General features: G+C 69.1%; 21 protein-coding genes. 7 read left to right on the forward strand and 14 right to left on the reverse strand.

Annotation, left to right across the window (positions count from 1 at the left end; all coding sequences use genetic code 11):
* Positions 1–320: 320 nt before the first annotated feature.
* Positions 321–1,196, forward strand: coding sequence for a hypothetical protein (locus IEW15_RS20930; RefSeq protein ID WP_188581603.1), 876 nt, complete (start codon positions 321–323; stop codon positions 1,194–1,196).
* A 30-nt stretch (positions 1,197–1,226) separates the two neighbouring features.
* Here the strand turns inward: IEW15_RS20930 and IEW15_RS20935 are convergent, their stop codons facing one another.
* The 5 genes from IEW15_RS20935 to IEW15_RS20955 form a co-directional block, all read right to left on the reverse strand.
* Positions 1,227–2,834: a class I adenylate-forming enzyme family protein gene (locus IEW15_RS20935; protein WP_188581605.1), complete on the reverse strand. Its 1,608-nt coding sequence runs from the start codon at positions 2,832–2,834 to the stop codon at positions 1,227–1,229.
* A 183-nt stretch (positions 2,835–3,017) separates the two neighbouring features.
* Positions 3,018–3,470, reverse strand: a complete 453-nt coding sequence (locus tag IEW15_RS20940; protein WP_188581607.1) for a YcgN family cysteine cluster protein — start codon at positions 3,468–3,470, stop codon at positions 3,018–3,020.
* Positions 3,467–3,955, reverse strand: a complete 489-nt coding sequence (locus IEW15_RS20945) for an acyl-CoA thioesterase (protein ID WP_188581610.1) — start codon at positions 3,953–3,955, stop codon at positions 3,467–3,469. The genes IEW15_RS20940 and IEW15_RS20945 overlap by 4 nt, the downstream gene beginning before the upstream one ends.
* Entirely contained in the window at positions 3,952–4,692 is a 741-nt protein-coding gene (locus IEW15_RS20950) for a glutathione S-transferase family protein (protein ID WP_188581612.1), read from the reverse strand. The genes IEW15_RS20945 and IEW15_RS20950 overlap by 4 nt, the downstream gene beginning before the upstream one ends.
* A 1-nt stretch (position 4,693) precedes the next feature.
* Positions 4,694–5,857, reverse strand: coding sequence for an iron-containing alcohol dehydrogenase (locus tag IEW15_RS20955; RefSeq protein WP_188581635.1), 1,164 nt, complete (start codon positions 5,855–5,857; stop codon positions 4,694–4,696).
* Between the two features lie 596 nt (positions 5,858–6,453).
* Between IEW15_RS20955 and IEW15_RS20960 the strand changes: the two genes are divergently transcribed.
* Complete coding sequence (locus IEW15_RS20960; protein WP_188581614.1) at positions 6,454–10,029, forward strand: indolepyruvate ferredoxin oxidoreductase family protein; 3,576 nt, start codon at positions 6,454–6,456, stop codon at positions 10,027–10,029.
* A gap of 28 nt (positions 10,030–10,057) precedes the next feature.
* On the opposite strand, the gene IEW15_RS20965 is transcribed toward IEW15_RS20960, so the two are convergent.
* On the reverse strand, positions 10,058–10,708 hold the full coding sequence (locus IEW15_RS20965) for a dioxygenase family protein (RefSeq protein ID WP_229708430.1): 651 nt from the start codon (positions 10,706–10,708) through the stop codon (positions 10,058–10,060).
* 159 nt (positions 10,709–10,867) lie between these two features.
* On the opposite strand from IEW15_RS20965, the gene IEW15_RS20970 reads away from it, so the two are divergent.
* Positions 10,868–11,464 carry a DUF4893 domain-containing protein gene (locus IEW15_RS20970; RefSeq protein ID WP_188581616.1) on the forward strand — a complete coding sequence of 199 codons (597 nt, stop codon included), beginning with the start codon at positions 10,868–10,870 and terminating at the stop codon, positions 11,462–11,464.
* A gap of 28 nt (positions 11,465–11,492) precedes the next feature.
* On the opposite strand, the gene ubiM is transcribed toward IEW15_RS20970, so the two are convergent.
* From ubiM to IEW15_RS20985, 3 genes are all read right to left on the reverse strand, one after another.
* Positions 11,493–12,680 (reverse strand): 5-demethoxyubiquinol-8 5-hydroxylase UbiM, encoded by a 1,188-nt coding sequence (gene ubiM / locus IEW15_RS20975; protein WP_188581618.1) that lies wholly within the window; start codon positions 12,678–12,680, stop codon positions 11,493–11,495.
* Between the two features lie 59 nt (positions 12,681–12,739).
* Positions 12,740–13,762 (reverse strand): bile acid:sodium symporter family protein, encoded by a 1,023-nt coding sequence (locus tag IEW15_RS20980; protein WP_188581638.1) that lies wholly within the window; start codon positions 13,760–13,762, stop codon positions 12,740–12,742.
* 130 nt (positions 13,763–13,892) lie between these two features.
* Positions 13,893–18,674 (reverse strand): CHASE domain-containing hybrid sensor histidine kinase/response regulator, encoded by a 4,782-nt coding sequence (locus IEW15_RS20985; RefSeq protein WP_188581620.1) that lies wholly within the window; start codon positions 18,672–18,674, stop codon positions 13,893–13,895.
* 236 nt (positions 18,675–18,910) lie between these two features.
* Here IEW15_RS20985 and IEW15_RS20990 point away from each other — a divergent pair, with 236 nt between their 5' ends.
* Positions 18,911–20,104: an MFS transporter gene (locus IEW15_RS20990; RefSeq protein WP_188581623.1), complete on the forward strand. Its 1,194-nt coding sequence runs from the start codon at positions 18,911–18,913 to the stop codon at positions 20,102–20,104.
* A gap of 19 nt (positions 20,105–20,123) precedes the next feature.
* Here the strand turns inward: IEW15_RS20990 and IEW15_RS20995 are convergent, their stop codons facing one another.
* Together IEW15_RS20995 and IEW15_RS21000 are read right to left on the reverse strand one after the other, a co-directional pair.
* Entirely contained in the window at positions 20,124–21,434 is a 1,311-nt protein-coding gene (locus IEW15_RS20995) for a ferredoxin reductase family protein (RefSeq protein WP_188581624.1), read from the reverse strand.
* Between the two features lie 163 nt (positions 21,435–21,597).
* Entirely contained in the window at positions 21,598–22,200 is a 603-nt protein-coding gene (locus IEW15_RS21000) for a DUF488 domain-containing protein (protein ID WP_229708436.1), read from the reverse strand.
* Positions 22,201–22,313: 113 nt separating this feature from the next.
* Between IEW15_RS21000 and IEW15_RS21005 the strand changes: the two genes are divergently transcribed.
* The 3 genes from IEW15_RS21005 to IEW15_RS21015 all read left to right on the forward strand — a co-directional run bounded on the left by IEW15_RS21005 (position 22,314) and on the right by IEW15_RS21015 (position 24,915).
* The gene (locus IEW15_RS21005) at positions 22,314–23,240 is read left to right on the forward strand and encodes an SMP-30/gluconolactonase/LRE family protein (protein WP_188581626.1); all 927 of its coding nucleotides are present in this window, start codon (positions 22,314–22,316) and stop codon (positions 23,238–23,240) included.
* 116 nt (positions 23,241–23,356) lie between these two features.
* On the forward strand, positions 23,357–23,980 hold the full coding sequence (locus IEW15_RS21010; protein ID WP_229708439.1) for a GNAT family N-acetyltransferase: 624 nt from the start codon (positions 23,357–23,359) through the stop codon (positions 23,978–23,980).
* The gene (locus tag IEW15_RS21015) at positions 23,977–24,915 is read left to right on the forward strand and encodes a carbon-nitrogen hydrolase family protein (RefSeq protein WP_188581628.1); all 939 of its coding nucleotides are present in this window, start codon (positions 23,977–23,979) and stop codon (positions 24,913–24,915) included. The genes IEW15_RS21010 and IEW15_RS21015 overlap by 4 nt, the downstream gene beginning before the upstream one ends.
* A 41-nt stretch (positions 24,916–24,956) precedes the next feature.
* On the opposite strand, the gene IEW15_RS21020 is transcribed toward IEW15_RS21015, so the two are convergent.
* The 3 genes from IEW15_RS21020 to IEW15_RS21030 form a co-directional block, all read right to left on the reverse strand.
* Positions 24,957–25,247: a hypothetical protein gene (locus IEW15_RS21020; protein WP_188581631.1), complete on the reverse strand. Its 291-nt coding sequence runs from the start codon at positions 25,245–25,247 to the stop codon at positions 24,957–24,959.
* Positions 25,248–25,458: 211 nt separating this feature from the next.
* A complete protein-coding gene (locus IEW15_RS21025; RefSeq protein ID WP_188581633.1) occupies positions 25,459–25,782 on the reverse strand; it encodes an Hpt domain-containing protein in 324 nt (107 codons plus the stop codon).
* A 59-nt stretch (positions 25,783–25,841) separates the two neighbouring features.
* Positions 25,842–26,393, reverse strand: a complete 552-nt coding sequence (locus IEW15_RS21030; RefSeq protein ID WP_229708441.1) for a DUF192 domain-containing protein — start codon at positions 26,391–26,393, stop codon at positions 25,842–25,844.
* Between the last annotated feature and the right edge of the window lie 346 nt (positions 26,394–26,739).

Consider the following 26,739-nt stretch of genomic DNA (forward strand, 5'->3'; position numbering starts at 1 on the left):
CCCCGTCTGCGAGGCTGCATAGCCTCATCAACCAGCGACGTCCGCCGAGCCCTTTTCAACATCGGGCGGGACATCCCCCAGGACAATCGGTCAGCTATATAGGTCCATGATATGGATCAATGACCATGGAGCGGCGGCGATGAGGGTCTGGCGCCGGGTCCAGATCATGGTGCCCCACGCTCGACGCGGACCGGATGGTCGGGGCATGATGCAGCCAGATAGAGCCGGGACCAGGGTCGAGGGCGGTCTGGCGCGCAGGCGCCGACCCCGTGCTACGACGACCCCGCCGCCACTCGGCCGACAGGGAGGAGAGACAGCCCATGACCAACGCGACGATACCGCCGGCCGCGACCAGCCTTCATCCGCTCGCGCCCCCCCCGATCGTGGCCGACAGCGTCACCCGGCTGGGGCCGGAGGCCGAAGGGGCCGTGCTGGTGGCGGCAAGCCATGGCGGCGCCTATGCGGCCTATCTGGCGGCGATGTCACGGGTGCGCGGGGTGATCCTGAACGATGCCGGCATCGGGCTGGACCGCGCCGGCCTCGCCGGACTGGACCTCGCCCAGAAGATCGGGCTGGCCGCCGCCACCATCTCTCATGACAGCGCCCGGATCGGCAATGGCCAGGACATGCTGGCGCGCGGGGTGATCTCGCAGGTCAATGTGGCCGCGATCGCCATGGGCGTGGAACCCGGCCAGTCCTGTGCCGAAGCCGCGGCCCGGCTGGCGGCGGCCCCCCTGCCCTTCGCCCGGCCGGCGCCTTATGCCGAAGCGCGCCGGGTGCTGCAACCCCGCGGCCCCCGCGGCCCCCGCATCGTGCTGATCGACAGCGCCGCCCTGGTGAAGCAGGACGAGGATGCGGGCCAGGTGGTCGTGACCGGCAGCCATGGCGGCCTGATCGGCGGCGACAGCTGGAACGCGATCAAGACCGACGCCTTCGCCGCCGGCTATAACGATGCCGGCATCGGCATTGATGATGCCGGCACCACCCGGCTGGCAGCCCTGGACGCCCGCGCCATCGCCGGTTTCGTGGTCGATGCCGCCACCGCCCGGATCGGCGAGGCGGCATCGACCTATGAAGACGGCCTGATCAGCCGGGTCAACCGCCGTGCCCACGCGCTGGGCCTGCGCGCCGGCCAGTCGGCGCGCGAGGCGGTGGAACTGCTGCTGGATGCGATCGAGGGCCGGATCGAGGCCTGATCCGGTCACATCCGATCCGGCCCGCCCCAGTCACACCGCCGCGGCGCGTTCGAAGGCGCTGATATAGGGCTCGCGCAGTTCCCGCTTCAGCACCTTGCCGATCGGGCTGCGCGGCAGTTCGTCGCGCAACTCCACCGCCGACAGCCGCTGCGCCTTGCCCAGACGCTCATTCGCATAGCGGCAGATCTCGTCGGCCGTGGTGGCGGCTCCCGGCTTCAGCACCACCAGACCCAGCGGCGTCTCGCCCCAATCGCGGCTGGGGATGCCGATCACCGCCGCGTCGGTGACATCCGGATGGGTGAACAGCACCGCTTCAAGGTCGACCGCATAGACATTGAACCCGCCCGAGATGATCATGTCCTTGCGCCGGTCCAGCAGCCGCACGAAGCCGTCCTCGTCGACCTGGCCCATATCGCCCGAGCGCAGGAACAGCCGGCCCTCGGCGTCGTGCCACATCATCTCGGCGGTCTTGTCGTCGAGATTGTGATAGCCGCTCATCATCGCCGGTCCCCGGCCGACCAGCTCGCCGATCTGGCCCTGGGGCAGTTCGCGGCCCTCGTCGTCGATCACCCGGATCTCGGCACCCTCCGACGGCCGGCCGACGGTGTCGAGCTTGTCGGGGAAGGCCATCACATCCAGCAGACAGGACAGGCCGCCTTCGGTGAGGCCATAGATCTCGACCATGCCGCCGGGCCAGCGGCGCGCGATCTCGCGCTTGGTCCCGGCGCGCAGCGGCGCGCTGGTCGACAGCTTCATCTGGAACGACGACAGGTCGTGGCGGTCGAAATCGGGATGGTCAAGGATGCGGGTATACTGCACCGGCACCAGCATGGCATGGGTGGCACGCTTCGCCGCCGCCAGGTCCAGGAACCGTCCCGCATCGAACTTCGCCATCAGCACCGCATGGCCGCCGAACAGCACCGTCGGCAGCAGCGCCGCCAGCGTGGTGTTGGAATAGATCGGCGTCGACACCATCGACACGGTGTCGGGCCCGAAGCCCATGGATTGCAGGCGCCGGGTCTGGGCGCCGCGCATCTGGTGGCTGTGGACGATGCCCTTGGGCACGCCGGTGGTGCCGGAACTGTAGATGATGTTGAACAGATCTTCCGAGCCGATCTCGACCGGCGCCGGTGTCGCGGGCGCGGCCGCCAGCCAGTCGGCAAAACCGGTCCAGCGGTCGTCACCCGCCGTCCCGGCGCCGAAATCGAAGCCGATCAGCCGCACATCGCCCAGCCGGTCCAGCGCCGGCCCGATCAGCGGCAGCGAATAGGCATCCACCGCCAGCAGCCCGGCGCCGCTGTCGGTGACCATCGCCGCCAGTTGTTCAGGGCTGGCCAGGGTCGACAGCGGCACGGCACAGGCGCCGGCGCGCAGGCTGGCCATATACAGCGCCAGCACATCCACGGCGTTGCGCGCCAGCATCGCGACCTTGTCGCCATGGCCGATGCCGCTTTCCTGCAGGGCGGCGGTGATGGCATCGATGCGGGCATCGAAGCCCTGCCAGGTCAGATGGGTGGTCTCGTCCTCCACGGCGGGCGCGGCCGGACGCTCGGCGGCATGGGCGCGGATCGCGTCGCTGATGTTCAGGAAGTCTTTGGCATTCTCGCGGATATGGTCGGTCAGGGTCTGGCGGCGCATGGTCTTCCTCCGGGTGCCGCGCTTGGGGCCCCGGGGCGGCCCTGCGGCACTCGGCCCGTGGACCCCGGTATTGCGCGGCCTGATTGTTCAGGCATCGAACCCCCGGCCCGGCCGGCGGTCAAGATGGTGGATTATTAGCCCGCCATGCGGAATTAAGACGTTATTCGCCTTGCGGGCCGCGGTCTAATCCGGCCAGGCCGCCACGTGGTCGAACAGGCTGTCTTCGTCGACCGTCTCTTCCGATACCACGCGACCATGGGCGCCGACACCCGCGCGGCGAACCGATGCCGGGTCGCCCGAGACCAGCGGATGCCACCAGGGCAGGTCGCGGCCCTCGGCGACCAGCCGGTAGGCACAGGTGCCCGGCATCCAGTCCAGCGCCGACAGGGTATCGGGGGTCAGGACCACGCAATCGGGCACGATCGCCTTGCGGTTCGGGTAATCGCGGCAGCGGCAGCTGTCGCAGTCGAGCAGGCGGCAGGCGACATCGGTTGCCAGCACAGCACCGGTGTCTTCATCCTCCATCTTGACCAGACAGCATTTGCCGCAGCCGTCGCAGAGCGCGTCCCATTCCCCGGGCGTCATCTGCGACAGGGATTTGGCCCTCCAGTATGGCAGGCCCGTATCATCGGTCATGAGCCGGTCACCAGCGGTTCCAGCGCCGCGCGCAACGCGGCCGGCAACGACACCGGTCGGCGGCTTTCGCGATCGACATAGACATGGGTGAAGCGGCCCTCGGCGGCAGCCAGATCGGCATCGCCGTCGAACAGCGCGATCTCGTAGGTGACGGCGCTGTTGCCCAGCCGTCCGACCCGCAGCCCCGCGGTCACTGGCTCGGGAAAAGCCAGCGAGGCCATGTACCGGCAACTGCTTTCCACCACCAGCCCGATCACATCGCCCGCATGGATGTCGAGCGCACCGCGGCGGATGAGATATTCGTTCACCACCGTGTCGAAATAGCCGTAATAGACCACGTTGTTGACATGACCATAGACGTCGTTGTCCATCCAGCGGGTCGTGATCGGCAGGAAATGGCGGTAATCCGCGCGGGTGCCGCGGGTGGGCCTGTCGCGGGTGGACCTGTCGCGGGTGGACCTGTCGCGGGTGGGCTGGTCGGTCATGCAGTCTCTCCTGGTGTCGTGCCCGGCGCGGCGGCGGTCGTGGCGTCAAGGGCGTCGGGCGCCTCGTCCGGGTCGCCATGGCGCGCCAGCACCGCCGCCACCTGCGGCAGCGCACGGGCGGCATCGGCGATCCGCCCCAGCCGCGGCACCGTGGCCGCAAATCGCGCCCGACCGCCAGCCCAGCCCGACATCACCGCCAGGTACAGATCGATGGCGGAAAACCGCTCACCCAGAAACCACGGACTGCCGGCCTCGGCCGCCATCATCCGCCACAGATCGTCGCGCCGTGCCGTCATCGCCGCCTGGAAGGCCGCGATCGTATCGGCCGGCACCGCCAGATGGTCGGCATGTTCGGCAATGGTGATGTTGGGATAAATCTCGGTCACCAGAAACAGCAGCCAGCGCAGAAAGGCCGGCCGGTGCGGCGATGACGGCTCCGGCGCCAGCCGCGCCCCGGCCGGCCCCGCCATATCCGCCAGATGCAGGATCATGGCGGCGCTTTCCGTCATCACCACCGGTGCGCCGCCGGCCACCACCGGCGGCAGCAGCAGCACCGGCACCTTGCCGGTCGGGTTCAGCGCCAGCAGCCGGTCGCGGCCCGCCCCCGGTTCCAGATAGGGCAGATCCTCCACGACATGGGGCAGCCCGGTCAGCGCCAGCGCCATCTCGATCACCGCCGATCCACAGCCCGGCGAGCCGATCAGCGTGGCAATGGTGGCCGGAGATGTGTTGGTCATGTCAGAGCGCCGCCTCATAGATCGCGCGGGCGTCGTCGAGCGTCACGCTGCGCGGGTTGTTGACCAGAAGCCGGGTCTGCTTCATCGCATCCTCGGCCAGCAGCGGCAGGTGATTATGGCCCACCCCCACCTGCGACAGCCGGGTTTCCAGCCCCAGATCGGCCGTGAGCCCGCCCAGCGCGTCGGCGAAGCGGGCCGACACCGCGCGATCGCCGCCCGACCGGTCGATGCCGGGGAAGATGATCGGCGCCAGTTCGCCATAGGCCCTGGCCGCGGCCTCGCTTTCCAGGTTGAAGCGCAGCACATGCGGCAGCACCAGCGAATTCGACAACCCGTGAGGCACATGGAAATGCCCGCCCAGTGGATAGGCCAGCGCGTGGACCGCCGCCACCGGCGCATTGGCGAAGGCCTGGCCGGCCAGCAGCGCGCCCAGCATCATATCGGCGCGGGCCGCCCGGTCGCGGCCGTCGCTGCACACCCGGTGGATGGCCCCGCCCAGCAGCCGCAGCGCCTCGCGCGCCAGCACGTCCGACAGCGGGTTCTTCTTATGCGCGCTGGTGTAGGCCTCGATCGCGTGGACCATGGCATCGACGCCGGTGGCGGCGGTCACGTGGCGCGGCAGGCCAAGGGTGAGATCGGCATCCAGCAGGGCAACGTCGGGCAGCAGCAGCCCCGACACCACGCCCTTCTTTTCGGCCGCACCGGTGGTGACGATGGAAATCGGCGTCACCTCCGATCCGGTGCCGGCCGTGGTCGGCACCTGTACCAGCGGCAGCCGGCGACCACGGGCATTGCCCACGCCATAGATCGTCTCAAGCCCCACAGGGGTCGCGACCAGGAAGGCGACCAGCTTGGCCACGTCCATGGAACTGCCACCGCCAAGGCCGACCACGCCGTCGATGCCCTGCGCGCGCGCCTCGGCGGCGGCGGCCTCGACCACCTCGGCCGGCGGATCGGCGACCACGCCGTCGAAGACCAGCGGTTCAAGACCGGCGGCGGTCAGGCTGTCCAGCCCCACATCCAGCAGGCCGAATTTGCGCACACCCGGATCGGTTACCACCATCACCCGCGTCGCCCCCAGATCGCGCATGATCTGGCCGAGCCGCGCGCAGGCGCCGGCCTCGCTGACGATGCTGCGGGTGGTTTCGAACACGAAGGACGGCAGTGTGGTGGTGCTGGTGGGTGACGACATGGCGGCGGCGGCCTTCCCTGGTCTGTCCGGCGCGGCTTCTGCCGGACGTCGTGAACCGACCCGACGTTGCGCGGGTTTCGCCGCAAGGATGGAAGCGGCGCGGCCGCGGGTCAAGTCGCGCCGCCAATGCGGACATGATCGCGGCCGGGAAGGCCGATGCCGGTGGGCCGCCCTGGATTTTCCGAAAGATGCGCGCATATTATCGGATGATGATCGCCTTCTGGTGTATCGAGGTCCATATACAGGCAGATCAACGGGGTGAATGGGTCAGCAACACTGTCCAACACTTGACGGGCTGCCCGACCAGGCGCCACCATGGCATGTATCGGCCGGGTGCACTGCGCCCCGCGGCGGCGGATCTGGGCCGCCGCGACCCAAGAGGCATGACGTCCACCAGGACGGCAGCGCCGGCCGATCCGAAGCCCGCGGCCTGATGCCATGGCCGGCGGGGGCGATTGCGCCCTCGCCCGGCCACCGCATCGCGGATGACCGCACGCTCCAGGGAGGACGGGTCGACAATGGCGACCAGCGAGACGGAGACCGCGCGGACCGCGACGGATCCGCAGACTATGACTTCAGCCGGCGCCGCCGTCACTGATGGTGCCGGCGCACCACGGGTGAGCCTGGACGACAAATATACCCTGCCGAGCGGCCGGATCTATGTCACCGGCACGCAGGCGCTGGTCCGCGCCCTGCTGCTTCAGGCCGAGGCCGACCGCGCGGCCGGCCTCGATACCGGCGGCTTCGTGTCGGGCTATCGCGGGTCGCCGCTGGGCGGGGTCGATCAGGCCTTGTGGCAGGCGCGGCGCCATGTCGACAAGGCCGGCATCGTATTCAATCCGGGCGTCAACGAAGATCTGGCCGCGACCTCGGTCTGGGGCACGCAGCAGTTGAAGGTCGGCGGGGGCAGTTCGGACAAGGATGGCGTCTTCGCGCTCTGGTACGGCAAGGGGCCGGGCGTCGACCGGTCGGGCGACGCGATCAAGCACGGCAATCTGGCCGGCACCGCGCCGATGGGCGGCGTGGTCACGGTGTTCGGCGACGACCACACCGCCAAGTCCTCGACCACCGCCCATCAGTCGGAACCGGGGCTGATCGCGGCGCATGTGCCGATCCTGAACCCCGCCACCATCGGCGAACTGGTCGATTACATCCTGGCCGGCTTCGCGCTGTCGCGCGCCAGCGGCTGCTGGGTGGGCGTGAAGGCGCTGGCCGACACGGTGGAGGGCTCGGCCTCGATCGAGATCGACCCCGCCCGCCACCGCTTCCGCCTGCCCGACGACATCACCCCGCTGCCCGGCGGGCTGCATATCCGCTGGCCCGATCCGCCGATGGATCAGGAAGCCCGCCAGATCCGCCACAAGCTGCCGATGGTCCAGGCCTGGGTGCGGGCCAACGGGCTCGATCGCGTCACCCATGACGCGCCCCGGCGGCGCTTCGGCATCGTCGCGGTCGGCAAGGCCTGGGGCGACGTGCTGGAAGCGCTCGACCTGCTGGGCATCGATGCCGACCGTCTGGCCGCCGCCGGCATCGTGATCTACAAGCCGGCGCTGACCTGGCCGCTGGAGCCGGTGAACGCGGTCCGCTTCGCGCGCGGGCTTGAAGAAGTGCTGGTGGTCGAAGAGAAGAAGGCGATCGTCGAGGAACAGCTCGCCCGCCTGCTCTATGGCCTGCCGGATGCCGACCGGCCGCGGCTGTCGGGCAAGACCGATGCCGAGGGCCGGCCGCTGTTCCAGCAGGACGGCGCGCTGGATCCGCTGGCCGTCGCCCGCGCAATCGCAGTGCGTTTCGGGCTGGATCAGGCGTCCACCGCGCTGGTCACCGCCTGCGGCGGCGCAACCGCAGGGGCCGCCTCCACCGGCAATGAGCCGCCGGTGCCGGGCCGTTCGCCCTGGTTCTGCTCGGGCTGCCCGCATAACAGCTCGACCAAACTGCCTGAGGGCAGCCGGGCGCTGGCCGGCATCGGTTGCCACGGCATGGCGATCTACATGCCCACCCGCCGCACCACGCTGTGGAGCCATATGGGCGCCGAGGGTGCCGCCTGGATCGGTCAGGCGCCGTTCTCGAAAGACGCGCACATCTTCCAGAATCTGGGCGATGGCACCTATTTCCATTCCGGGCTGCTGGCGATCCGCGCCGCCATCGCCGCCAAGGTCAACATCACCTACAAGATCCTCTACAACGACGCCGTCGCCATGACCGGCGGCCAGCCGATCGACGGGCAGTTGCTGCCCTGGCAGATCAGCCAGCAGGTGACGGCCGAGGGTGCGGCACGGGTGATCGTGGTGACCGACGAGCCCGACAAATATCCGGCCGGCACCCCCTGGGCCCGGGGTGTCACCATCCGCGACCGCGACGAACTCGACGAGGTCCAGCGCGAACTGCGCACCATGCCGGGGGTCACGATTCTGCTCTATGACCAGACCTGTGCTGCCGAGAAGCGCCGGCGCCGCAAGCGCGGCACCATGGTCGATCCGGACCTGCGCACCTTCATCAACCCCCGGGTCTGCGAGGGCTGCGGCGATTGCGGCACGGCATCGAACTGCGTGTCGGTGAAGCCGCTTGAGACCAGTTTCGGCCGCAAGCGCCAGATCGACCAGTCGAGTTGCAACAAGGACTTCTCCTGCGTCGACGGCTTCTGCCCCAGCTTCGTGACCGTCAGCGGCGCCAGGCCGGCGAAACGGGCGGCGCCAACCCCGAAAGTCGCCGCCGGCCAGGACCAGCCGGCCCCCGATGCCGAACTGCCGCTGCCGGCGATCGCACCCCCGGAGACCGGCCGCGCCAATATTCTGGTCACTGGCATCGGCGGCACCGGCATCGTGACGGTCGGTGCACTGATCGGCATGGCCGCGCATATCGAGGGCCGCGCGGTTTCGGTGCTGGACCAGACCGGGCTTGCGCAGAAGAACGGCGCCGTCACCTCGCATGTCCGGGTGGCGCCGTTGAGCGCGCCGCCGCCGGGCGGGCGGGTGCCGCCGGCCTCGCTGGATGCGCTGATCGCCGCCGACATGGTGGTGGCGGCCGGCGCCGAGCCCCGTGCCACCTATTCGGCCGGCCGCACCCGTGGCGTCGCCAACAGCCATGTCGTGCCGATCGCCTCGTTCGCGGTTCAGCCCGACATGGATATGGGCGAAGGCGTCACCTCGATGGCGGTCGAGGCCTCGATCGGCCGCGATGCGCTGGAGCGGATCGATGCCACCCGCATCGCCCGCGCGCTGTTCGGCGACAGCCTCTATGCCAACCCGTTCCTGCTGGGCATGGCCTGGCAGAAGGGGCTGGTGCCGGTGGGGCTGGATGCCCTGCGCGAAGCCATCCGCCTGAACGGTCAGGCGGTGGCGATGAACCTGCTGGCCTTCGGCTGGGGCCGTAAGGCCGCGGTCGACCGCGCCGCGGTGCTGCGTGCGGCCGGGCTGGACCAGCCGGCCACCGCGAGCGCGCTGCCGATGATCGCCGGCGGCCCCGACCCTGAGCGTGCCGCCCTGCCCGATCTGGTCGCGTTCTACGCCGGAGAACTCACCGCCTATCAGGATGCCGGCTATGCCGCGCGTTATCGGGCGGTGGTGGCGCGGGTCGAGGCGGCGGAACGCACCCTGCCGGGCCAGGGCGGCGATCTGCGCCTGACCCGCACGGTCGCGCGCTATCTCTACAAGCTGATGGCCTATAAGGACGAATACGAGGTCGCCCGGCTTTATACCGATGGCAGCTTCGCCCGCGCGCTGAAGGCCGATCTGCAGGGCGGACGCCGGATCACCCTGCATCTGGCACCGCCGATCCTGGCGCGGCCCGATCCGGTGACCGGCCGGCCGAAGAAGATGACCTTCGGCCCCTGGATGCTGGGCGCGATGCGGGTTCTGGCCGCCATGAAGCGCCTGCGCGGCACCGCCTTCGACCCCTTCGGCCGCACGGCGGAACGCCGCAAGGAACGGCAGTTGATCGAGGATTATATCGCCCGGATCGACGGCCTGCTGCCCCGGCTCGCCCCCGCCACCCGCGACACCATCCGCGACATCGCGGCGGTGCCAGAGCGGATCCGCGGCTATGGCCATGTCAAGGACAGCAATCTGCGCACGGCCGAGATCGAGGAAAAGCGCCTGCTCGCCCGGCTGGATGCCGGCCCCGATGCGGCGCGTGTCGCGGCGGAATGAGATGATCCGGCAATCGCCGTCGCTGCCCTCAACCGGCGGCGACGGCGATCACCAGATCGAAGCGATAGTCGGCCGCGCCCTCGGCCGCCGCCAGCCCGTCGCCCGCCATCAACAAGGCGTCGCGATATAGAAAATCCCGGTCATTGCCCGGCTCGCCCGGAAAATACAACTGCGTGGTCAGAACCGGTCCGCCCGGTGCCTGGGCGCGCAGATGGGTATGGCGGGTGCGGCCGGGATACAGCCCCGGCCGCAGCGTCGCCAGCGCATAGCGGCCGTGTTCGTCAGTGAATTGATGGCCGCGCATACGGAAGCCCCGATTGTCATAGCGGCCATCCGGCGCCGCATGCCAGATATCCAGCAGAGCACCGCCGACCGGCCGGCAGGCCCGGTCAAGCACCTGACCGCGCACCTGGATCACCGCCCCTTTACCTGCCGCATCGCCGGTGAAATCGGCCTTCAGCGGTGATCCCGGGGTGAAATAGGGGCCGGCGGTCTGCGCCGGGGTGGGGGCGTCGCCGTCATCACAGGCCGGGGTGGCGGCACGTCCGCGGCCCGGCCTCAGCGACAATCCGCCCAACATCGCGGCCGGCACGATCAGGGCGCCCGTGCCGATCAACCGGCGTCGCGACATCGGCCCCTGAAGGCCCTCTCCACCGCCTGCCGCCTTCGATCGCGCCATCGCCCGCGCCCTCCGCTGATCCGGTATCCTCACGAAATCGACACCCATCAGGATAGCAGGCTGTGGAACCATCATGTCCAGCCCCACCCCTGCCGGTCACCCGGCCGGCACCGCCGGGCTGTGACAGATCCCACGTCCTGCACGCACGGAGCCGCCGCAATGCCCTGCACACGCACCATCATGCGCGCCACCGCCATGGCAATCGGTCTGTGGCTGGGCCTCGCCACAACCGCGATGGCGGATGGCCGCTTCCCGACCGGGCTCGACCCCGCCGACCAGCAGCGGCTTCAGGCGTTCGACGACGCCCGCGCCAAGGCGATCGCCGAGGCGCGGGCCAAGGGCGCATCTGAGGATGTGGCCGAACTCGACCGGGTGCTGGCCGGCGATCCTGTGCCGGTGGTGCCCGCCGAGATCGAGGGGATCTGGCGCTGCCGCACCATCAAGCTGGGCGGCATGCTGCCGCTGGTGATCTATCCCGATTTCCGCTGCCGGATCACCGATGACAGCGCCGGGCTCGGCCTGACCAAGCTCAGCGGATCGCAGCGCACCGGCGGCCTGTTCTATGACATCGGCGAGACCCGGCTGGGCTATGCCGGCGCCGGCTGGATCGGCGGGGACGAGCGCGCCTATTACGGCCGGGACGGCGCCGACAGTCAGGTCGGCTATCTGGTGCGGGTCGGCCCCGACCGGATGCGGCTGGAACTGCCGCTGCCGCATCTGGAGTCTGATTTCGACATTCTGGAACTGCGCCGCTGAGCGCTCGATCGCCAATGCAGCCGGACGATCAGCCGGCGCGGTCCATCAGCAGGCCGGATACAGCACGGCGCACCGGCGTTGCCCGCCGGCCCAGATGCATCACCGCCGCCCGCGCCGCGCGCGCCGGCAGGCCGGTGCTGGTATACAAGCCGACAATGGCATTGGTGGCGGCGTAAAGCGGGCTGGCGGTCAGCTTGTGACCGGCTTCATAGCGATGCAGCAGCAGCGGCCCGGCGATATCGGCCCCCACCCGTGCAGCCTTCAGAACCTCGCCCGCCAGCCGCTCGGCGCTCTTCAGGCCAAGGTTGAAGCCATGGGCGGTCACGGGATGCATGCCGACCGCAGCATCGCCGATCAGGGCGAAACGATGGCCGATGAAACGGCGCGCTTCCACCGCCACCAGCGGCCAGGCATGGCGGGTGCTGACCAGCTGCATCCGGCCCAGCCGGCCATCCAGCCGCCGGATGATGTCGCCGGCAAAGTCATCCGGCGACATCGCCATCAGCCGGGCGATGCGATCGGGCGTCAGGGTCAGCACCACCGATGACCGGTTGCCGTTCAACGGCAACAAGGCGACGGTCTGGTCATGATCGAACCATTCCGTGGCGATGCCGCCATGGCCCGCGTCATGGGCCATCCTGCAGACCAGCATGGTCTTGCCGAAATCGGTCTGGCGGGCAGTGATGCCGCGTAGGGTGCGCATCGCCGAAAACCGGCTGTCGGCCGCCACCACCAGCCGGGCGTGCAGACTGCCGCCATCATCCAGATCGACCGCCATGCCCCCGGCCGGGTCCGCGCCGGGCCGGACCCGGATATCCGCGGCCCGTCGCCCGGTCAGGATGGTCGCGGCGCCATCGGCGCGCACCGTGTCGTGCAGCGCCCGGCGGATCAGATGGTTGGGCACCAGATGACCCAGCGGCCCGCCATCGGCGGCACCATCGAACACCAGCCCGCGCGCGCCGCCGCCATTCAGCACCCGCGCCATGCGCAGCGGCGATACCTCGTCCGGGTTTATCCGCGCCCAGGCGCCCAGACGTTCAAGCACCGCCACCGAATGATGGGTCAGCGCGATCTCGCGGCCGTCGAAGGGCGGATCGGCCAGCATGGATGCGGGGGACGGATCGACCAGCACGACCGCCAGCCCCGATCCCGCCAGCGCCGCGGCAAAAGCCAGCCCCGCCGGCCCGGCACCGATCACCGCGATATCGCATTGCATGGCATCCAGCTCCCCGTGTCGTGGCCCGTGGGCATGCTAGCGGTGCCGCATCCGTGCTGCTATGCGGCGTTGTGTCCCGCCGCGCGGGCATCGCCTCCGGCTGCCGCTTCAGCCACCGCTTCCGCCTCGGTGATCCGCGCATAGCGCCGGGCCAGCACCGCGCACACCATCAGCTGAATCTGATGAAACAGCATCAGCGGCATCAGGATGGCACCGGTATCGCGGCCGGCGAAGATGACATTCGCCATCGGCACGCCGCTGGCCAGGGTCTTCTTCGACCCGCAGAACACGATGGTGATGCGGTCCTCGCGCGAGAAACCCAGCCGTGCCGACATGAACATGGTGATCGCCAGCACCAGCGCCAGCAGCAGGCAATCGACCGCCAGCATCACCGCCAGATCGACCGCGCCGATCCGCTGCCAGAAACCCGAGACCACGGCACCGGCAAAGGCCAGATAGACCACCAGCAGGATCGATCCGCGATCGACCAGACCCAGCGGTTTGCGGTGCCGGCGCAGCCAGGGCCCGATCCACGGCTCCAGAATCTGGCCGGCGATGAACGGCACCAGCAACTGCAGCAGGATCGCTTCGACCTGATCGACCGACACGCCCTGGCCGCCGGCGCCGAACAGCACCGCCACCAGCAGCGGCGTGACGAACATCCCCAGGATGTTGGATGCCGAGGCCGAACACACCGCCGCCGGCACATTGCCGCCGGCAATGGCGGTGAAGGCGATCGAGGACTGCACGGTGGATGGCAGCACGCACAGGAACAGCACCCCCATGCGCAGGGCCGGCGACATCAGGCTGTCGGGCAGCAGCGCCGTGATCGCCAGCCCCAGCAGCGGAAACACCATGAAGGTGGTGGCCAGCACCGCGATATGCAGGCGCCAGTTGGTCAGGCCGGCGATGACGGTCGATCGTGACAGCCGCCCGCCATGCAGGAAGAACACCGCCGCGATCGCCACCATCGCCAGATCATGCAGGGCATCGGCGGCACGCCCGGTGACCGGCAGGATCGAGGCCAGCGCCACGCAGAGGATCAGCAGCAACACGAAGCGGTCGGGCAGCAGACGGGTCAGCATCGTGATCTGGGGCCTTCCGGAAGTGATCGGGTCCGGCCCCTGTTCTGCGCCATCCGGCCGCCGGTTGGAAGGCCCTGCTGCCGATATCGGCCGGTTGCAGCCAGGATCGATCGGCCGCAGCCGGTCATCAGTCGTCACGCAGGCGGTCGGTCCGTCCTGTAACGGTTTCCGACACCGCCGGGCGCTCGTCGACGTGGAAGCGGCTGCGCAGCGCCTCCCAGGATTCCGGGCCGACGGCCATGACCGCCGCCGCCGCGACATGGGCCTCGGCATCATTGCCGGCGCGCACCGCCATCTGCAGCTGGCGCCCGGCTTCCGACAGCTGCTTCAGCCCGCAATGGCCGGCGGTGGAGATGATGTTGTGGCCCAGTTGCCCCAGCGCCGCCATATCGCCCGCCGTGGTGGCGACGCCGACCTGCTGCATCGTTTCAAGGCCGAGGGCAATGAATTCGTCGACCAGGGAGTCGAATCGGTCTTTCGGCACCACCGTGCGCAGATAGCCGAGCGCGGAGCCGTCCAGCACCGGCAGGGCCGCGATCGCGGCGCCCCCGCCTTGTGTCGCCCCGGTATCGGCCGTATCGGGCGCGGACAAGGCGGTGCCGGTCGCGGCCCGGGGTCTGCGGCGGCGGCTCCACCGCGCGACCAGGGCCAGCAGGTCTTCGGTCCGGAACGGCTTGGGCATGTAATCATCCATGCCGGCTTCGAGATAAGTCTCGCGCATGCCGGCCATGGCATTCGCGGTCATGGCGATGATCGGCACCCGCGGCTGGTACGCCGCGGTTTCGGCATCGCGGATGCGTCGGGTTGCCGCCAGTCCGTCGAGCACCGGCATCTGCACATCCATCAGCACCAGATCGAACCGCGTCCTGGCGCAGGCGGCCACCGCCTGCTCACCATCGCCGGCGATGGTGACGGTATAACCCTCTTTCTCAAGCAGGATAGACACCACCGCCTGATTGGTGGGGTTGTCCTCGACCAGCAGCACATGGCGGCCGATGGTCGGTGGCAGAGGCCCGGCGGCATCGGCAGCGACAGCGAGATCGGGCGGGGCAGCGGGATCGGGCCTGGCGGTGACATCGGGTCTGCGGGCTGGCGCGGCATCTCCCTGCGTCAGCCCGCAGGCCTGGCCAAGCGCCTCCAGCAGCGCCCGCCGGCGCACCGGCTTGGCCAGCACCGCATCGAAGGCTCCGGCCGCGTCGGCATCGATGGGATACGACGTGGCCAGCACGATGCGAACCGACTGGAAGCGCGGATGCGACCGCACCCACGATGCCAGTGCCAGCCCGTCCATGCCCCGCATGCCCATATCGGTCACGATCAGGTCGACCGGCCGGCCCTCATCGGCCGCCATCTGCAGCGCCTGAAGGCTTTCGGCAGCGCTGGCCACGGTTTCGACCGTCATCCCCAACTCGTCCAGATGATGCGCCAGAACCCGCCGGTTGACCGAAACGTCATCCACCACCAGGGCGCTCAGGCCGCGCAACGCCTCGTCGGACGGCGGGACCGGCGCCGCATGGCCCGCGCGCGTCAGGGCGATCTCGAACCAGAAGGTCGAGCCCAGGCCCGGCTCGCTTTCCACCCGGATGGTGCCGCCCATCAGTTCCACCAGTTGCTGCGAGATCGCGAGCCCCAGGCCGGTGCCGCCGAAGCGGCGGGTGATCGACGGGTCCGCCTGAGCGAATTTCTGGAACAGGCCGCCGATCTGCACCGATGTCAGGCCGATGCCGGTGTCCTGAATGCTGAAACGCAACCGCTCGCCATCATCCGCCGGCGCCACCTCGATCGCGACATAGCCGCGTTCCGTGAATTTGACGGCGTTGCCGGCAAGGTTCAGCAGGATCTGGCGCAGCCGTGTCGGATCGCCCAGCCAGGTTCCGGACGCGCCATGCCCGACCAGACAGGCGACCTGTACCGCCTTGTCGCGGGTCCGCGGCGCCAGGATCGATACGATGCCGTCGATCAGATCGTCGAGCGAGAATGCCACCTGTTCAAGCCGGACCTTGCCAGCTTCCAGCTTGGTCACGTCCAGGATGTCGTCGATCACACCCAGCAATGCCTCGGCGCTTTCGCGGACGGTTTCCGCATAGCCGCGCTGATCAGAGGTCAGCGATGTGCCCAGCAGAATCTGGGTCATCCCCATCACACCGTTCATCGGCGTCCGGATTTCATGGCTCATATTGGCCAGGAATTCCGATTTGGCGCGATTGGCGGTTTCGGCCACGGTTCGCGCCCGATCCAGTTCGGCCGCAAGTATCGCCAGTTCCGCGGCCTGAGCCTCCAGCTGCTGGTTCACCTGCCGCAGGTCGACGACCGCCTTGTTGCGTTCCGACAGATCGGCCAGCGCCGCCACATACATCACCTCCGTGCCGGCCATGAACGCGCTGACCGACATCTCCACCGCCAGGGCAAGACCGTCGCGCCGGATGGCCGTCACCTCGCCGGTAACGCTGCCATGGCCGGGGGCGGTGTCGCGGGTGAACCGGCTGAACACCCCCGGGCCGTCATCGGGCGCCTCGCGGATCATCTGGCCAAGGTCGATGCCGACCAACTGCCCCGGCGGCCATCCCAGCAACTGCTCGGCCGCCCGGTTGACCATGCTGACCCGGCCGTCTTCCGCCGTTACCACCACGCCGATGCCGATCGTGCCCACGATCGCCTGCAACCGCGCCTCGCTGGCCCGCAACAGCGCCTCGCGTTCCCGCGCAGGCGTGATGTCTGAAAAGGTCACCACCAGGCCGCCGGCACGCGGCACCGCCTGGACACGCAGCCAGAGCGAGCGGCCGTCCTGGTCGTGGTGATGATCGAACAGCGCCGGCTGCCCGGTTTCGACGACCGCGCGGTAGCGTTCAAACAATTCCCGCCTGGCGAAACCGGGGAAGGCCTCGACCAGACAGCGCCCGATGATCGCATCCGCCGATACGCCGATCAGATCTCCCGCCGCCCGGTTCATCAGCACCAGACGGAAATCCCGGATCGTGCCTTCGGCATCCCGCATGGCATCGAAGGCCACGATTCCGTTCAGCGAGACATCCATGATGCTGGCCAGAAGGTCGCGGGCCTGGGTGACATCGCGCTCGCGCCGCCGCGCCTCGGTGACATCGGCATAGGTTGCGATGAAGCCGCCACGCTCCATGGGTTTGGCGCGGATATCGACCACGCTGCCGTCGGCGCGCGCGCGCTCCACCGTGAAGGGCTGGTCAAGGTCCAGCCCATCGATCAGCGCGTGGACCAGCGCGTCCGGATCGCCGGGCCCATAGGCGCCGCGCCGCGCATTCCGGCGCAGGATGTCGTGCAGATGGCCCCCCTGCGTCAGAATCTCGGACGGCACCGTACTCAACACCGCCAACCGCGCGTTCCACGCCAGCAGCCGCCGGTCCGGACCGAAGACGGCAATGCCCTGATCTACCGTGTCGAAGACCGCAGCCAGCAGCGCCTCACGTGCGGCCAGCGCCGCCTTGGCATCGACCTCGTCGGTCACATCGCGGCCCGAACCGCGGAATCCCTGGTAGATGCCGTCCTCGGTGAAGACCGGCTCGCCACTGATCACGATATGCCGCCGCCGGCCTTCGGCGTCGGCAAGGTCGTAGGCGACATCGCGAAACGGCTGCCTGGCAGTCAGCACTGCCTCATAGGCGGCGATGCCCGGATCGTCTGGATCGACGGCGATCTCGCGGCGTGACCGCCCGATCAGCGCGGCCGGATTCAACCCCAGCTTCGTCACCCCGCGCGAGATGGCGGTGATGCGGCCAACCTCGTTCACCTCCCAGTACCAGTCCGCCGACAACTCGGTCAGCGCCTTGAACCGCGCCTCACGCTGGCGCAGTTCGGCGGTGCGCTCCGCCACCTGCCGTTCCAGCGACTCGGCCAGCCGCCGGATCTCGGCCGCCGCGCGCTCCCTGCGCCGCAGATGCACCAGATGCAGATACAGCAGCACCGACAGCAGCGTGCCCAGCACCATCGCCCGGCCGGCGGCCCACCAGGGCTTGGTCAGGTTCAGACGGTCGACGAATTGCGGCCGCGGGTGGATGTCGAGCACCCAGTCGCGCCCGAAGGCCGCAACCGCGATCTGTCGCCGTACCCGCGGCGACATGTCCACATCGCCATCGGCGGCGAGGAAACCCACCGTGGTCACGAAGGGGGGCAGGTCGGCATCGCCGGTCATGTCGCGGATGCTGAAGGCGATGTCCGGGTCCACTCTGGCCAGATCGGCCAGAACCGCATCGATCATCAGCGGCGCATAAGCCCAGCCGATCGCTGCCTGCCGGCGCTGATCGGGTGTTGCGGTCGCCATGCCCGGTTGATAGACCGGCAGCAACAGCAGGAAGCCCGGCACCATGCCGCCCTGCTGCAACAGGGTGATCGGCGGGGTGAGCGTCGCCTTGCCGGTCTCCATGGCGGTCAATGCCGTCTGCCGGCGCCGGTTCTCGGAAGCGATGTCGAGGCCGATCGCCGTGGCATTGCCGGCCAGAGGCTCGATGTATTGGATGACGAACCGCTCGCCATCATGGGGAAGCAGCTGCGCCACCCGGAAATCAGGCCGCCCCTCGGCCCGCGCCGTATCGATGAAAACGCCCATCTCATCGGGGAGCACCCGGCGGATGAAGCCGAATCCCAGCACGCCCGGGAACTCGGCCGGAATATCGCGCGTGGCGGCATAGCGTTCGAAGCTGGCGCGGCTGACCTCCGGTCCGGCCACGGCAATGGCTCCGCGCAGACCCCGCAGCCCGTAATCGTAAAGCCGCAGACGCTCGTTCAGGCTCATGGTCACGGTTTGGGTCACCGCGTCGAACCGCTCGGCCACATGCTCGTCGTTGCGGTCAGCGAACCACATCGCGGCACCCAGGGCCGCCAACAGGCTGACGACCAGCAGGCCGGCCGGCAAAAGCAAGACGCGGGCAGACCCGGACACCGGAGGTCACATTCCTTCCACAACGCATGAGAGCAAGAGCGTTCAGTCTTATACTCTCTACCTGCGGCGCCCGCCGCAATATCTCTTGGCGGGACGATCGTGTTCTGATGAGGCCGGTGTTGCACAACGGGCCGATGTGGGTATGGAAGGTCGTTGCAGGCCCCGGCCACGGCCGTTATGATGATTATCATCATGTTTAAGTGCCTCCCGCCGAGGCACGAACCGAGAGACATTCCATGGACAAGCGAATCTATGTGCTGACCCTGGTCAATATCGCCGCCGGGGTTGCGACCTTCGTCCATGCCGGGCTGCTGGCAGCCCTGGTCGTCGATCTGGAGGTGCCACTTGCCGCCGGCGGTCATATCGCCACGGTCTATGGCATCACGTTCGCCCTGGCGGCCCCGGTTCTGGCCGGGCTGACCGCGCGGTTCGAACGCCGCCGGCTGCTGTCGGTGGCCCTTGGCGCAATGACGGTCGCGGGTATTGCCTGTGCGCTGGCGCCCAGCTATGAGCTGCTGATCATGGCGCGGATCTTCGGCGGCCTGACCGCCGCCCTCGCCATGCCGCTCGCCTCAGGGCTTGCCGCCACCCTGGCGCCGCCCGAGGCACGCGGCCGGGCGCTGGCCGCGGTGGTGCTGGGCATGACCATCGCCCTGATCCTCGGCATTCCGCTGGGCAGCGTGGTCGGCAGCCTGGCCGGCTGGCGGGCGACCTTCGGCTTTGCGGCGGTCTTGAGCCTGCTGGCGCTGGTGGCGATCGCCATCGTCCTGCCGCGAGTGCCTGGCGTCGCCGGGCCGGCACGCAATCCGGTGGGCCTGCTCCGCCTGGCGCCGGTCCGCGCCAATCTGTCGATCACCTTGCTGTCGTTCATCGCGATCTTCACGGTCGTCGCCTTCGTGGGTCCGGTCACCACCGCCATCACCGGCCATGACGGCAGTGCCATCGGTGCCTTTCAGTCGGCCTCGGGCCTCGGCAGTCTTCTGGGCGTGATGCTGGGCGGGCGGATGGCCGGCAGCCGCCATGCGCAGGCCATGGTGATCGGCGCCTTCATGGCGATGATCGCAACCCAGGCCACGATTTCGCTGCTGATGCTGGCCGCTCCCGCGCCGTCGCTGGGGCTGGACCTGCTGCTGGGCGTGCTGCTGCTTGCGGGTGGCACCGCGCTGTTCTGCCTGATGCCGGTGGTGCAGCTGCGGCTGGTCGGCGCGGCTGGGGCGGCGGCAACCCTGGCGCTGGCGCTCAACGGCTCGACCAATTTCATCGGCCAGGGCCTGGGGGCCGCATTGTCATCGCTGGTCATCAGTCGGGTGGGGCTTGAGGGCATCGGATTCGGCGGTGCCGTGGTCGCCGCCGTCGCCGTGGTGCTGCTGCTGATGCGGGGCGCCGCCGCGCGGGCGCGCAGCCGCCCCGTCGCGACACGGGCGCGGTGATCCAGATCGCGGCGCGGGCTCAGTGAAAATGAAAATCCTCAGCGATGATCCGGTCGCGCGGCACGCCGAGTGCGATGAACTGATCGACCATGTCGCGGACGAATTGCGGCCGGCCGCACAGCATCACCGCCACCCCCTCCAGCGGATACACCGCTTCCATCACCTGGGCCGCGGTCAGGCGGCCGCGCTCCGAGGTCAGCCATAGTTCATAGTCGATATAGGAATCCGCTTTCGGCACCGCCTCGGCGATTTCGGCGTCATAGGGTGCATGATCGGCATCGCGCACCACATACCACAGCCAGATCCGCCGGAAATCGTCATTGGTGGTCTCGAAGCGCAGCATGCCCAGGAACGGCGTGATGCCGATGCCGGCGCCGATCCAGATCAGCCGGCGATGGGTACCATAACGATGGGGCGTGAAGCCGCCGAACGGGCCGAACACCTCGATCGGCTCCCCCGGTGTCAGGGCGGCCAGATCGCGGGTGAAATCGCCCACCATCCGCACCGACAGCCTGAGATCACGCTCCGCCGGTGACGAGGTCACCGAAAACGGATGCAATTCGCCGCGCCGGCGGCCGGGGCGGTTGATGAACACGAAGGTGCCGGGTTCATAGATCATCCGCCGCGCCTTGGGCCGCAGCACCAGATCGACCGTATCCTCCGAGCCCCGCACCACCTCGCGCACGGCATAAGGATAGCGCGGCGCCGCCCAGCGATAGAGCAGCACCCGATAGACCCAGCTTGCGGCCCCGATCAGCACCAGTGCCCAGATCCAGAAACGCAGCGGCTCGAACGCCTGGATGGTGGGGCCCAGGGTCAGCGCGTGGCCCGATGTGATGAAGAAGATCGGCCCCAGCATGCCATGCAGCGACAGCCAGCGCTCGTAACGCAGCCGCCGGCTATAGGCCAGCGCCGTCCAGATTATCAGGGCATACAGGATCAGGGCGTTCATCGTGGCCGCGGGCGACGACCAGAACGGGATCAGAATATTGGCGGCCGATCCGCCGCTCGCCAGTTCCTGCGGGATGTAGAGCGCCACATGCACCAGCACCAGCAGGATGGTCACCGGCCCCAGCCGCCGATGCAGCCGCACCGCCCGGTCCAGTCCGCCGAACAGCGGCTCGATGGACCGGCTGCGGGTGGTGGCCAGCAGCAGCAGCGACATCAGGGCGATCGCCCAGCACGAGATCAGCAGGCTGGGCGGCAGCCAGCCGGTGAACCGTGCCTCGACCGGCATCGATGCGCGCCCCGCCGCCCACAGCCCGGTGGTGATGGCAAGCCCTGCCCCGATCAGCCACCAGGCCGGCGACAACCCCGACAGCAACCGCACAAACGCTCGCCACCTGTTCGCGCCGGATGTGTCTTCCCCGGCAGGCCCGCTCTTGTTCATGCACAGCCCCGCATGCCGCCCGATCGGCGCCGGATCCGGCGCCGATCATGTGTTTCCCCCGTCCATCTATAGCCGAACAGCCCCATTGGATGCGACAGGGCGATCAGTCGCCGAACAGATCGCCGATCGCGGGTGCAGGGCCGGTTGCCGCCGACAGGGCCGCCCGCGCCCGCGTCAGCGTGTCGGCATCAGGTTCCTGGCTGCCATCGGCCAGAAGATGGATCAGAGCCGCCCCCGGCTCCCGCGACATCCGGGCCCGCAACAACGGCGCCACCAGATGGAAGCGGTGACAGGACAGCGGATCGCGTTCGGCGCACATCAACGCGATGCGATGGCGGCGCGCGCCATTCATCAGCCGCGCGATGCCGTCTGCCCGCAGCCGGGCCAGCACGTCAGAATCGGCGCCGGCCGGCGGCCGGCCGCCCAGCTCGGCGCCAAGGGCCACATGGGCGATGCCGGCCGCCTTCAGCGACGCCGCCAGCGGGCGGGCGCCGAATTGCGGATGGCGGCGCGACCAGGGCACGGAACGGATATCGGCCACCGCGGTGATCGATGCCGCGCGCAGCAGCTCAATGAAGCGGTCGATCCTGTGGTCGGAATGGCCGATGGTCCAGAACACCGGCGCGGGTGCCGGACGGGGGCGGCCATGATCTGTGGATGGGGCGGCATCGTCGGTCATGACCGCCATGATGGCAGAGCCGGGCATCCGCAGGCAATTCCGCAGGACGATCCGGCGCCAGGACAGGCGGGCGCCGCGCCGGTATTCGCGCTAGGCTGTTGCAAAACACGCGACAAGACCGCGCGGAGGAGACGCGCCCCATGCAGTCCATGCCCCCGATCACCGAACTCGCCCGCGATCTGGCTTTTCCCGAAGGGCCGGTGGCCATGGCGGATGGTTCGGTCGTGCTGGTGGAAATCGCCGCCGGCCGCATCACCCGGGTGATGCCCGATGGCCGTAAACTGACCGTCGCCACCCCCGGCGGCGGCCCCAATGGTGCCGCACTCGGCCCCGACGGCAAACTCTATGTCTGCAACAATGGCGGCTTCGAATGGGCGGTCGACAAGGGTTTCACCAAGCCCGCCGGCACGCCCGGCGACTGGTCGGGCGGGCGGATCGAGCGGGTGGATCTCGACACCGGCCGGGTCGAGGTTCTGTATGACAGCGTCGACGGCCGGGGCCTGCGGGGGCCCAATGACATCGTCTTCGATGCCGATGGCGGTTTCTGGTTCACCGATCTGGGCAAGACCTTCCACGACCGCATCGACCATGGCGGGCTGTATTACGCCCGCGCCGACGGATCGATGATCCGCACCGCCGCCTATCCGGTCGCCAACCCCAACGGCATCGGCCTGTCACCCGACGGCCGCACGGTCTATGCCGCGGAAACGCCATCGGGCCGGCTGTGGGCCTGGACCATCACCGGCCCGGGCGAACTGGCGCCGCCGACCTGGCCCGAGGTGGAACACCCACGCCTGCTGGGCCCGGCACCCGGGTTCCGGCGCTATGACAGTCTGGCGGTGGAAGCCTGTGGCAATATCTGCGTCGCCTCGCTGCGCATCGGCGGCATTGAGGTTTATGCGCCCGAGGGGCCGGTGATCGACTTCGTGCCGTTCGACGACCCCTACACCACCAATATCTGTTTCAGCGGCGCCGATCTGCGCACCGCTTTCATCACCCTGTCGGGCTCCGGCCGGCTGGTCTCGGTGCCCTGGCCGCGCGCCGGGCTGCGGCTGGCTAATAGCTGACAGCAGGGCCGGTTGCCAGCAGGTCGGTTGACCGGGCTGGCCGGCATCGCTATGGGAATGGTCACCGTCATGACAGTCCGGCCATTGCCATCGAAACCGCTGGAGCCCGTACCGCCATGCCATCGACCCCGCCACCTCTGCCGCAGGACATCCACATCGAGACGCTGACCGGCGACGCGCTTGTCCAGCGGATCGACGATCTGGCCGCCCTGCGGATCGCCGTCTTCCGTGGTTGGCCCTATCTCTATGACGGCAGCGCGGAATACGAGCGGCGCTACCTCGCGACCTATGCCGCCGCCACCGGCAGTGTGGTGGTGGCGGCAACCGATCGGCCGGGCGGCCGGATGGTGGGGGCGGCGACCGGCCTGCCGATGCGCCACGAGCCCACCAGCCTGACCGGGCCGATGGCGGCGGCCGGCTATGACATCGACCGGCTGTTCTATTTCGGCGAATCGGTGCTGCTGCCGGAATGGCGCGGGACCGGCATCGGTGTCGCCTTTTTCGCCGCGCGTGAGGCCCATGCCCGCGGGCTGGGCGGCTTTACCCATGCCTGTTTCTGCGGCGTGGTGCGCCCGCAGAATCATCCGCTCCGGCCGGCGGATGCCGTGCCGCTGGACGGGTTCTGGCATCGGCGCGGCTATGCGCCGGTCGCGGGCGCGATCGGCCGGATGGCATGGCGCGATACCGGCTGCGACATCGAGACCACCAAGCCGATGCAGTTCTGGGCGCGGGCGCTGTGAGCGGCATCATCGCCCGGCCGGCGGGCGTGGTGACGGCGGGTGCGGCCGGTCCCGACCGGTTGCGGGTGGCCGCCGCCAATTGGGCGGTCGTGCGGCACACCTCGATGCAGGCATTGGCGGGCCGGCTGGATGCGGCGGTGGCCGATGCCGTGGCCGATGGCGCGCGGCTGCTGGTGTTTCCGGAATATGGCGGGATGGAAGCGGCGGTTCTGTCACCGGCCTTCCGCAGCGGCGATCTGGCCGCGGAAATCGCCGCCGCCACCGCCATGGCCGGTCCGTGGCTGGAGGTGCACCGGGCACTGGCCCGGCAGCATGATGTCCACATCCTGACCGGCAGCCTGCCAGTGCGCGTACCCGGCCATGCCCGGCCGGTGAACCGCTGCTGGCTGGTCGCACCCGATGGCAGCCATGCCCATCAGGACAAGCGGATCATGACCCGGTTCGAGCGCGAGCACTGGCATATCGGCGCGGGCGATGCCCGACGGGTGTTCGATACCACCCTGGGCACGATCGGCATCGCCATCTGCTATGACGCGGAATTTCCGCTGGAGGTGCGCGACATGGTGGTGGCCGGCGCCGACATCGTCCTGGTGCCCAGTTGCACCGACACCGTCGCCGGCTATCACCGGGTGCGGGTGGCGGCACAGGCCCGGGCGCTGGAAGGCCAGTGCTTCGTGATCCAGTCGCCCACCACCGGCACGGCCGGCTGGTCGGAGGCGGTGGATGTCAACCACGGCGCCGCCGGCATCTTCGCCCCGCCCGACCGCGGCCTGCCCGATGATGGCGTGGTGCGGCTGGGCGGGTTGGACCAGCCGGGCTGGGTGATCGCCGATCTGGACCGCGCGGCCCTGCGGCTGGTGCGCCAGGACGGGCAGGTTCTGCCGCTCCGTCACTGGCACGAACAGGCCGCCGCCCGGCCAGATCTATCCGCCTGAGCCTGCCAACCCGCCTGAGCCTGCCAACCCGCCTGAGCCCGTCAGTCCGCCTGAGCCTCGATCCGCGAGACCAGGCTGCTCAATCGTAAAGCGTCGGCCAGTTCGGCCGTGCAGGCGACCGCGACCATGCCGAAGGCGGTCGGCGGGCCGATCCAGATCAGATGCTCGGTCATGCCGAGGCGCTCGGCCTCGGCGCGCAGACCCTGCGCCCGGCGGGCGGTCAGGGCGGAGGCGGCGGCAAGGCCGCTTTTCGGCGGTGGCGAGCGATCGGTCGCAGCTTCGGCAAGCGTTACCAGGTAACGCCGGGCACCGGCCGGCATCGGCGGCGGCATGGCAGGGTCTTCCTTGATCGATTGACACCAGGCCCGCGGCGATGCGGGCTGAGGCAATGATGGTGTTGACGGTGGTGGTGGTGGCGGTGACTGCGCGACGCGCCCCTGCAGATATAAGACGAAAACGCCGGCAGGGTAAGCCGCCCTGACGTCACATGATCGCCCAAATTCGCCGGGGCACCGACGACGCCACCGCACGGACCGCGGCACCTCATGGCCGGGACCGGAACACCGCACAGCTATGCTCGAACATATGCGCGATCCGGTGCAATGCCTGTGCCCGCGCCTCAGGCGCCGCCATGTCCAGCGCTTCCGCCGCGGCCAGTTCTGCCGCCAGTGCGGCAGCCCCCAGATTGGCGGCCGATCCCTTGAAGCCATGGGCGGCGCGGCGCCAGGCGGGGCCGCCCGTGGCCATCTCGGCTGCCAGCGTATCGAGATAGCCCCGCGCGCCGTCTTCGAACAGGCCGAACACCTCGTCTTCCAGCACACGGTCGCCCAGCGTATAGGAGCGGAGCTGGTCGAAATCGAAGATCATGCGCGCGCGCCTCAACACCATTGCAGCCGGATGCCCGCCGCCGCCCGATATCCACCGGCTCAGTCGACGGGAAAATCCGCATGAACCACGAGATCGCCGGGCCGGATGCCAAGCAGGCGGGCCGTCCCGGCATTGAGTTCCAGAACCGCGCGCGCCGGGGTCTTGGAGGCGATCGGCGTGTCGCTGAGCGGCGTGGTGTCGGCCGCCACATCCACCACCACGCCCTGCGCATCCAGAAACAGCATGTCGAGCGGCACATAGGTGTTGCGCATCCACATGGTGGGGCTGGTGCCCTCGGCGAAGATGAACAGCATGCCGTGGTCGGCATCGAGTTCCGACCGGAACATCAGCCCCATCGACCGGGCCTCGCTGGTGCGGGCGACCTCGACCTGGAACATCCGCACCTTGCCGCCATCGGCCGGGCGGATCGCCAGCGGCTCCAGCGGCTGCTGGGGCAGCGCCTGCGCCTGGATAACGGCGCTTGGCCATTGCCGTGCGGCCACCGCCGGATGAGCGGCGGCCCAGGTCGACACCATGAACGCGGCGGCCAGCACCGCCACAAGCGAACCCGTATAGCGGAGACGATACCAGCGGCGGAGATGGTCCAGCATGCGCGTTCCTCGTCGGGGCAACCCTTGGCGTCCGGAGGTGATCCGCGAACAGCGCTGTCCGCGGGCATCGGCCATTGCGTGCCGGTCGGGAGACGTGATCAGGTCCTGGCTGCGGCAGGCCGGTGTATCCCCCGTTCGGCCACATACGTCATCGGTCATACTCCGGCCGGGTCCGGTGCGCAACTGTCACGCCACAGGCGGGCGGTGAGCCGTGGCGTTCCGGGCCAGGGCCGTCGACGCCCCGGCCATCAGCCCTGGGGCTGGCACCAGGGCAACGAGTTCAGGTTAACGCGGTGATCGGAATCTCTGGCGCACGATAGTTTGGCGTGATTCAACAGGCTTCCAC

Source organism: Tistrella bauzanensis (assembly GCF_014636235.1).
GTDB classification, from domain to species: Bacteria; Pseudomonadota; Alphaproteobacteria; order Tistrellales; family Tistrellaceae; genus Tistrella; species Tistrella bauzanensis.

Excerpts from the sequence above, each read along its gene's own strand:
- IEW15_RS20930 (WP_188581603.1), top strand. The coding sequence starts at position 321 with ATGACCAACGCGACGATACCGCCGGCCGCGACCAGCCTTCATCCGCTC.
- IEW15_RS20935 (WP_188581605.1), bottom strand. The coding sequence starts at position 2,834 with ATGCGCCGCCAGACCCTGACCGACCATATCCGCGAGAATGCCAAAGAC.
- IEW15_RS20940 (WP_188581607.1), bottom strand. The coding sequence starts at position 3,470 with ATGACCGATGATACGGGCCTGCCATACTGGAGGGCCAAATCCCTGTCG.
- IEW15_RS20945 (WP_188581610.1), bottom strand. The coding sequence starts at position 3,955 with ATGACCGACCAGCCCACCCGCGACAGGTCCACCCGCGACAGGTCCACC.
- IEW15_RS20950 (WP_188581612.1), bottom strand. The coding sequence starts at position 4,692 with ATGACCAACACATCTCCGGCCACCATTGCCACGCTGATCGGCTCGCCG.
- IEW15_RS20960 (WP_188581614.1), top strand. The coding sequence starts at position 6,454 with ATGACTTCAGCCGGCGCCGCCGTCACTGATGGTGCCGGCGCACCACGG.
- IEW15_RS20965 (WP_229708430.1), bottom strand. The coding sequence starts at position 10,708 with ATGGCGCGATCGAAGGCGGCAGGCGGTGGAGAGGGCCTTCAGGGGCCG.
- IEW15_RS20970 (WP_188581616.1), top strand. The coding sequence starts at position 10,868 with ATGCCCTGCACACGCACCATCATGCGCGCCACCGCCATGGCAATCGGT.
- ubiM (WP_188581618.1), bottom strand. The coding sequence starts at position 12,680 with ATGCAATGCGATATCGCGGTGATCGGTGCCGGGCCGGCGGGGCTGGCT.
- IEW15_RS20990 (WP_188581623.1), top strand. The coding sequence starts at position 18,911 with ATGGACAAGCGAATCTATGTGCTGACCCTGGTCAATATCGCCGCCGGG.
- IEW15_RS21000 (WP_229708436.1), bottom strand. The coding sequence starts at position 22,200 with ATGCCCGGCTCTGCCATCATGGCGGTCATGACCGACGATGCCGCCCCA.
- IEW15_RS21005 (WP_188581626.1), top strand. The coding sequence starts at position 22,314 with ATGCAGTCCATGCCCCCGATCACCGAACTCGCCCGCGATCTGGCTTTT.
- IEW15_RS21010 (WP_229708439.1), top strand. The coding sequence starts at position 23,357 with ATGCCATCGACCCCGCCACCTCTGCCGCAGGACATCCACATCGAGACG.
- IEW15_RS21020 (WP_188581631.1), bottom strand. The coding sequence starts at position 25,247 with ATGCCGCCGCCGATGCCGGCCGGTGCCCGGCGTTACCTGGTAACGCTT.
- IEW15_RS21025 (WP_188581633.1), bottom strand. The coding sequence starts at position 25,782 with ATGATCTTCGATTTCGACCAGCTCCGCTCCTATACGCTGGGCGACCGT.
- IEW15_RS21030 (WP_229708441.1), bottom strand. The coding sequence starts at position 26,393 with ATGCTGGACCATCTCCGCCGCTGGTATCGTCTCCGCTATACGGGTTCG.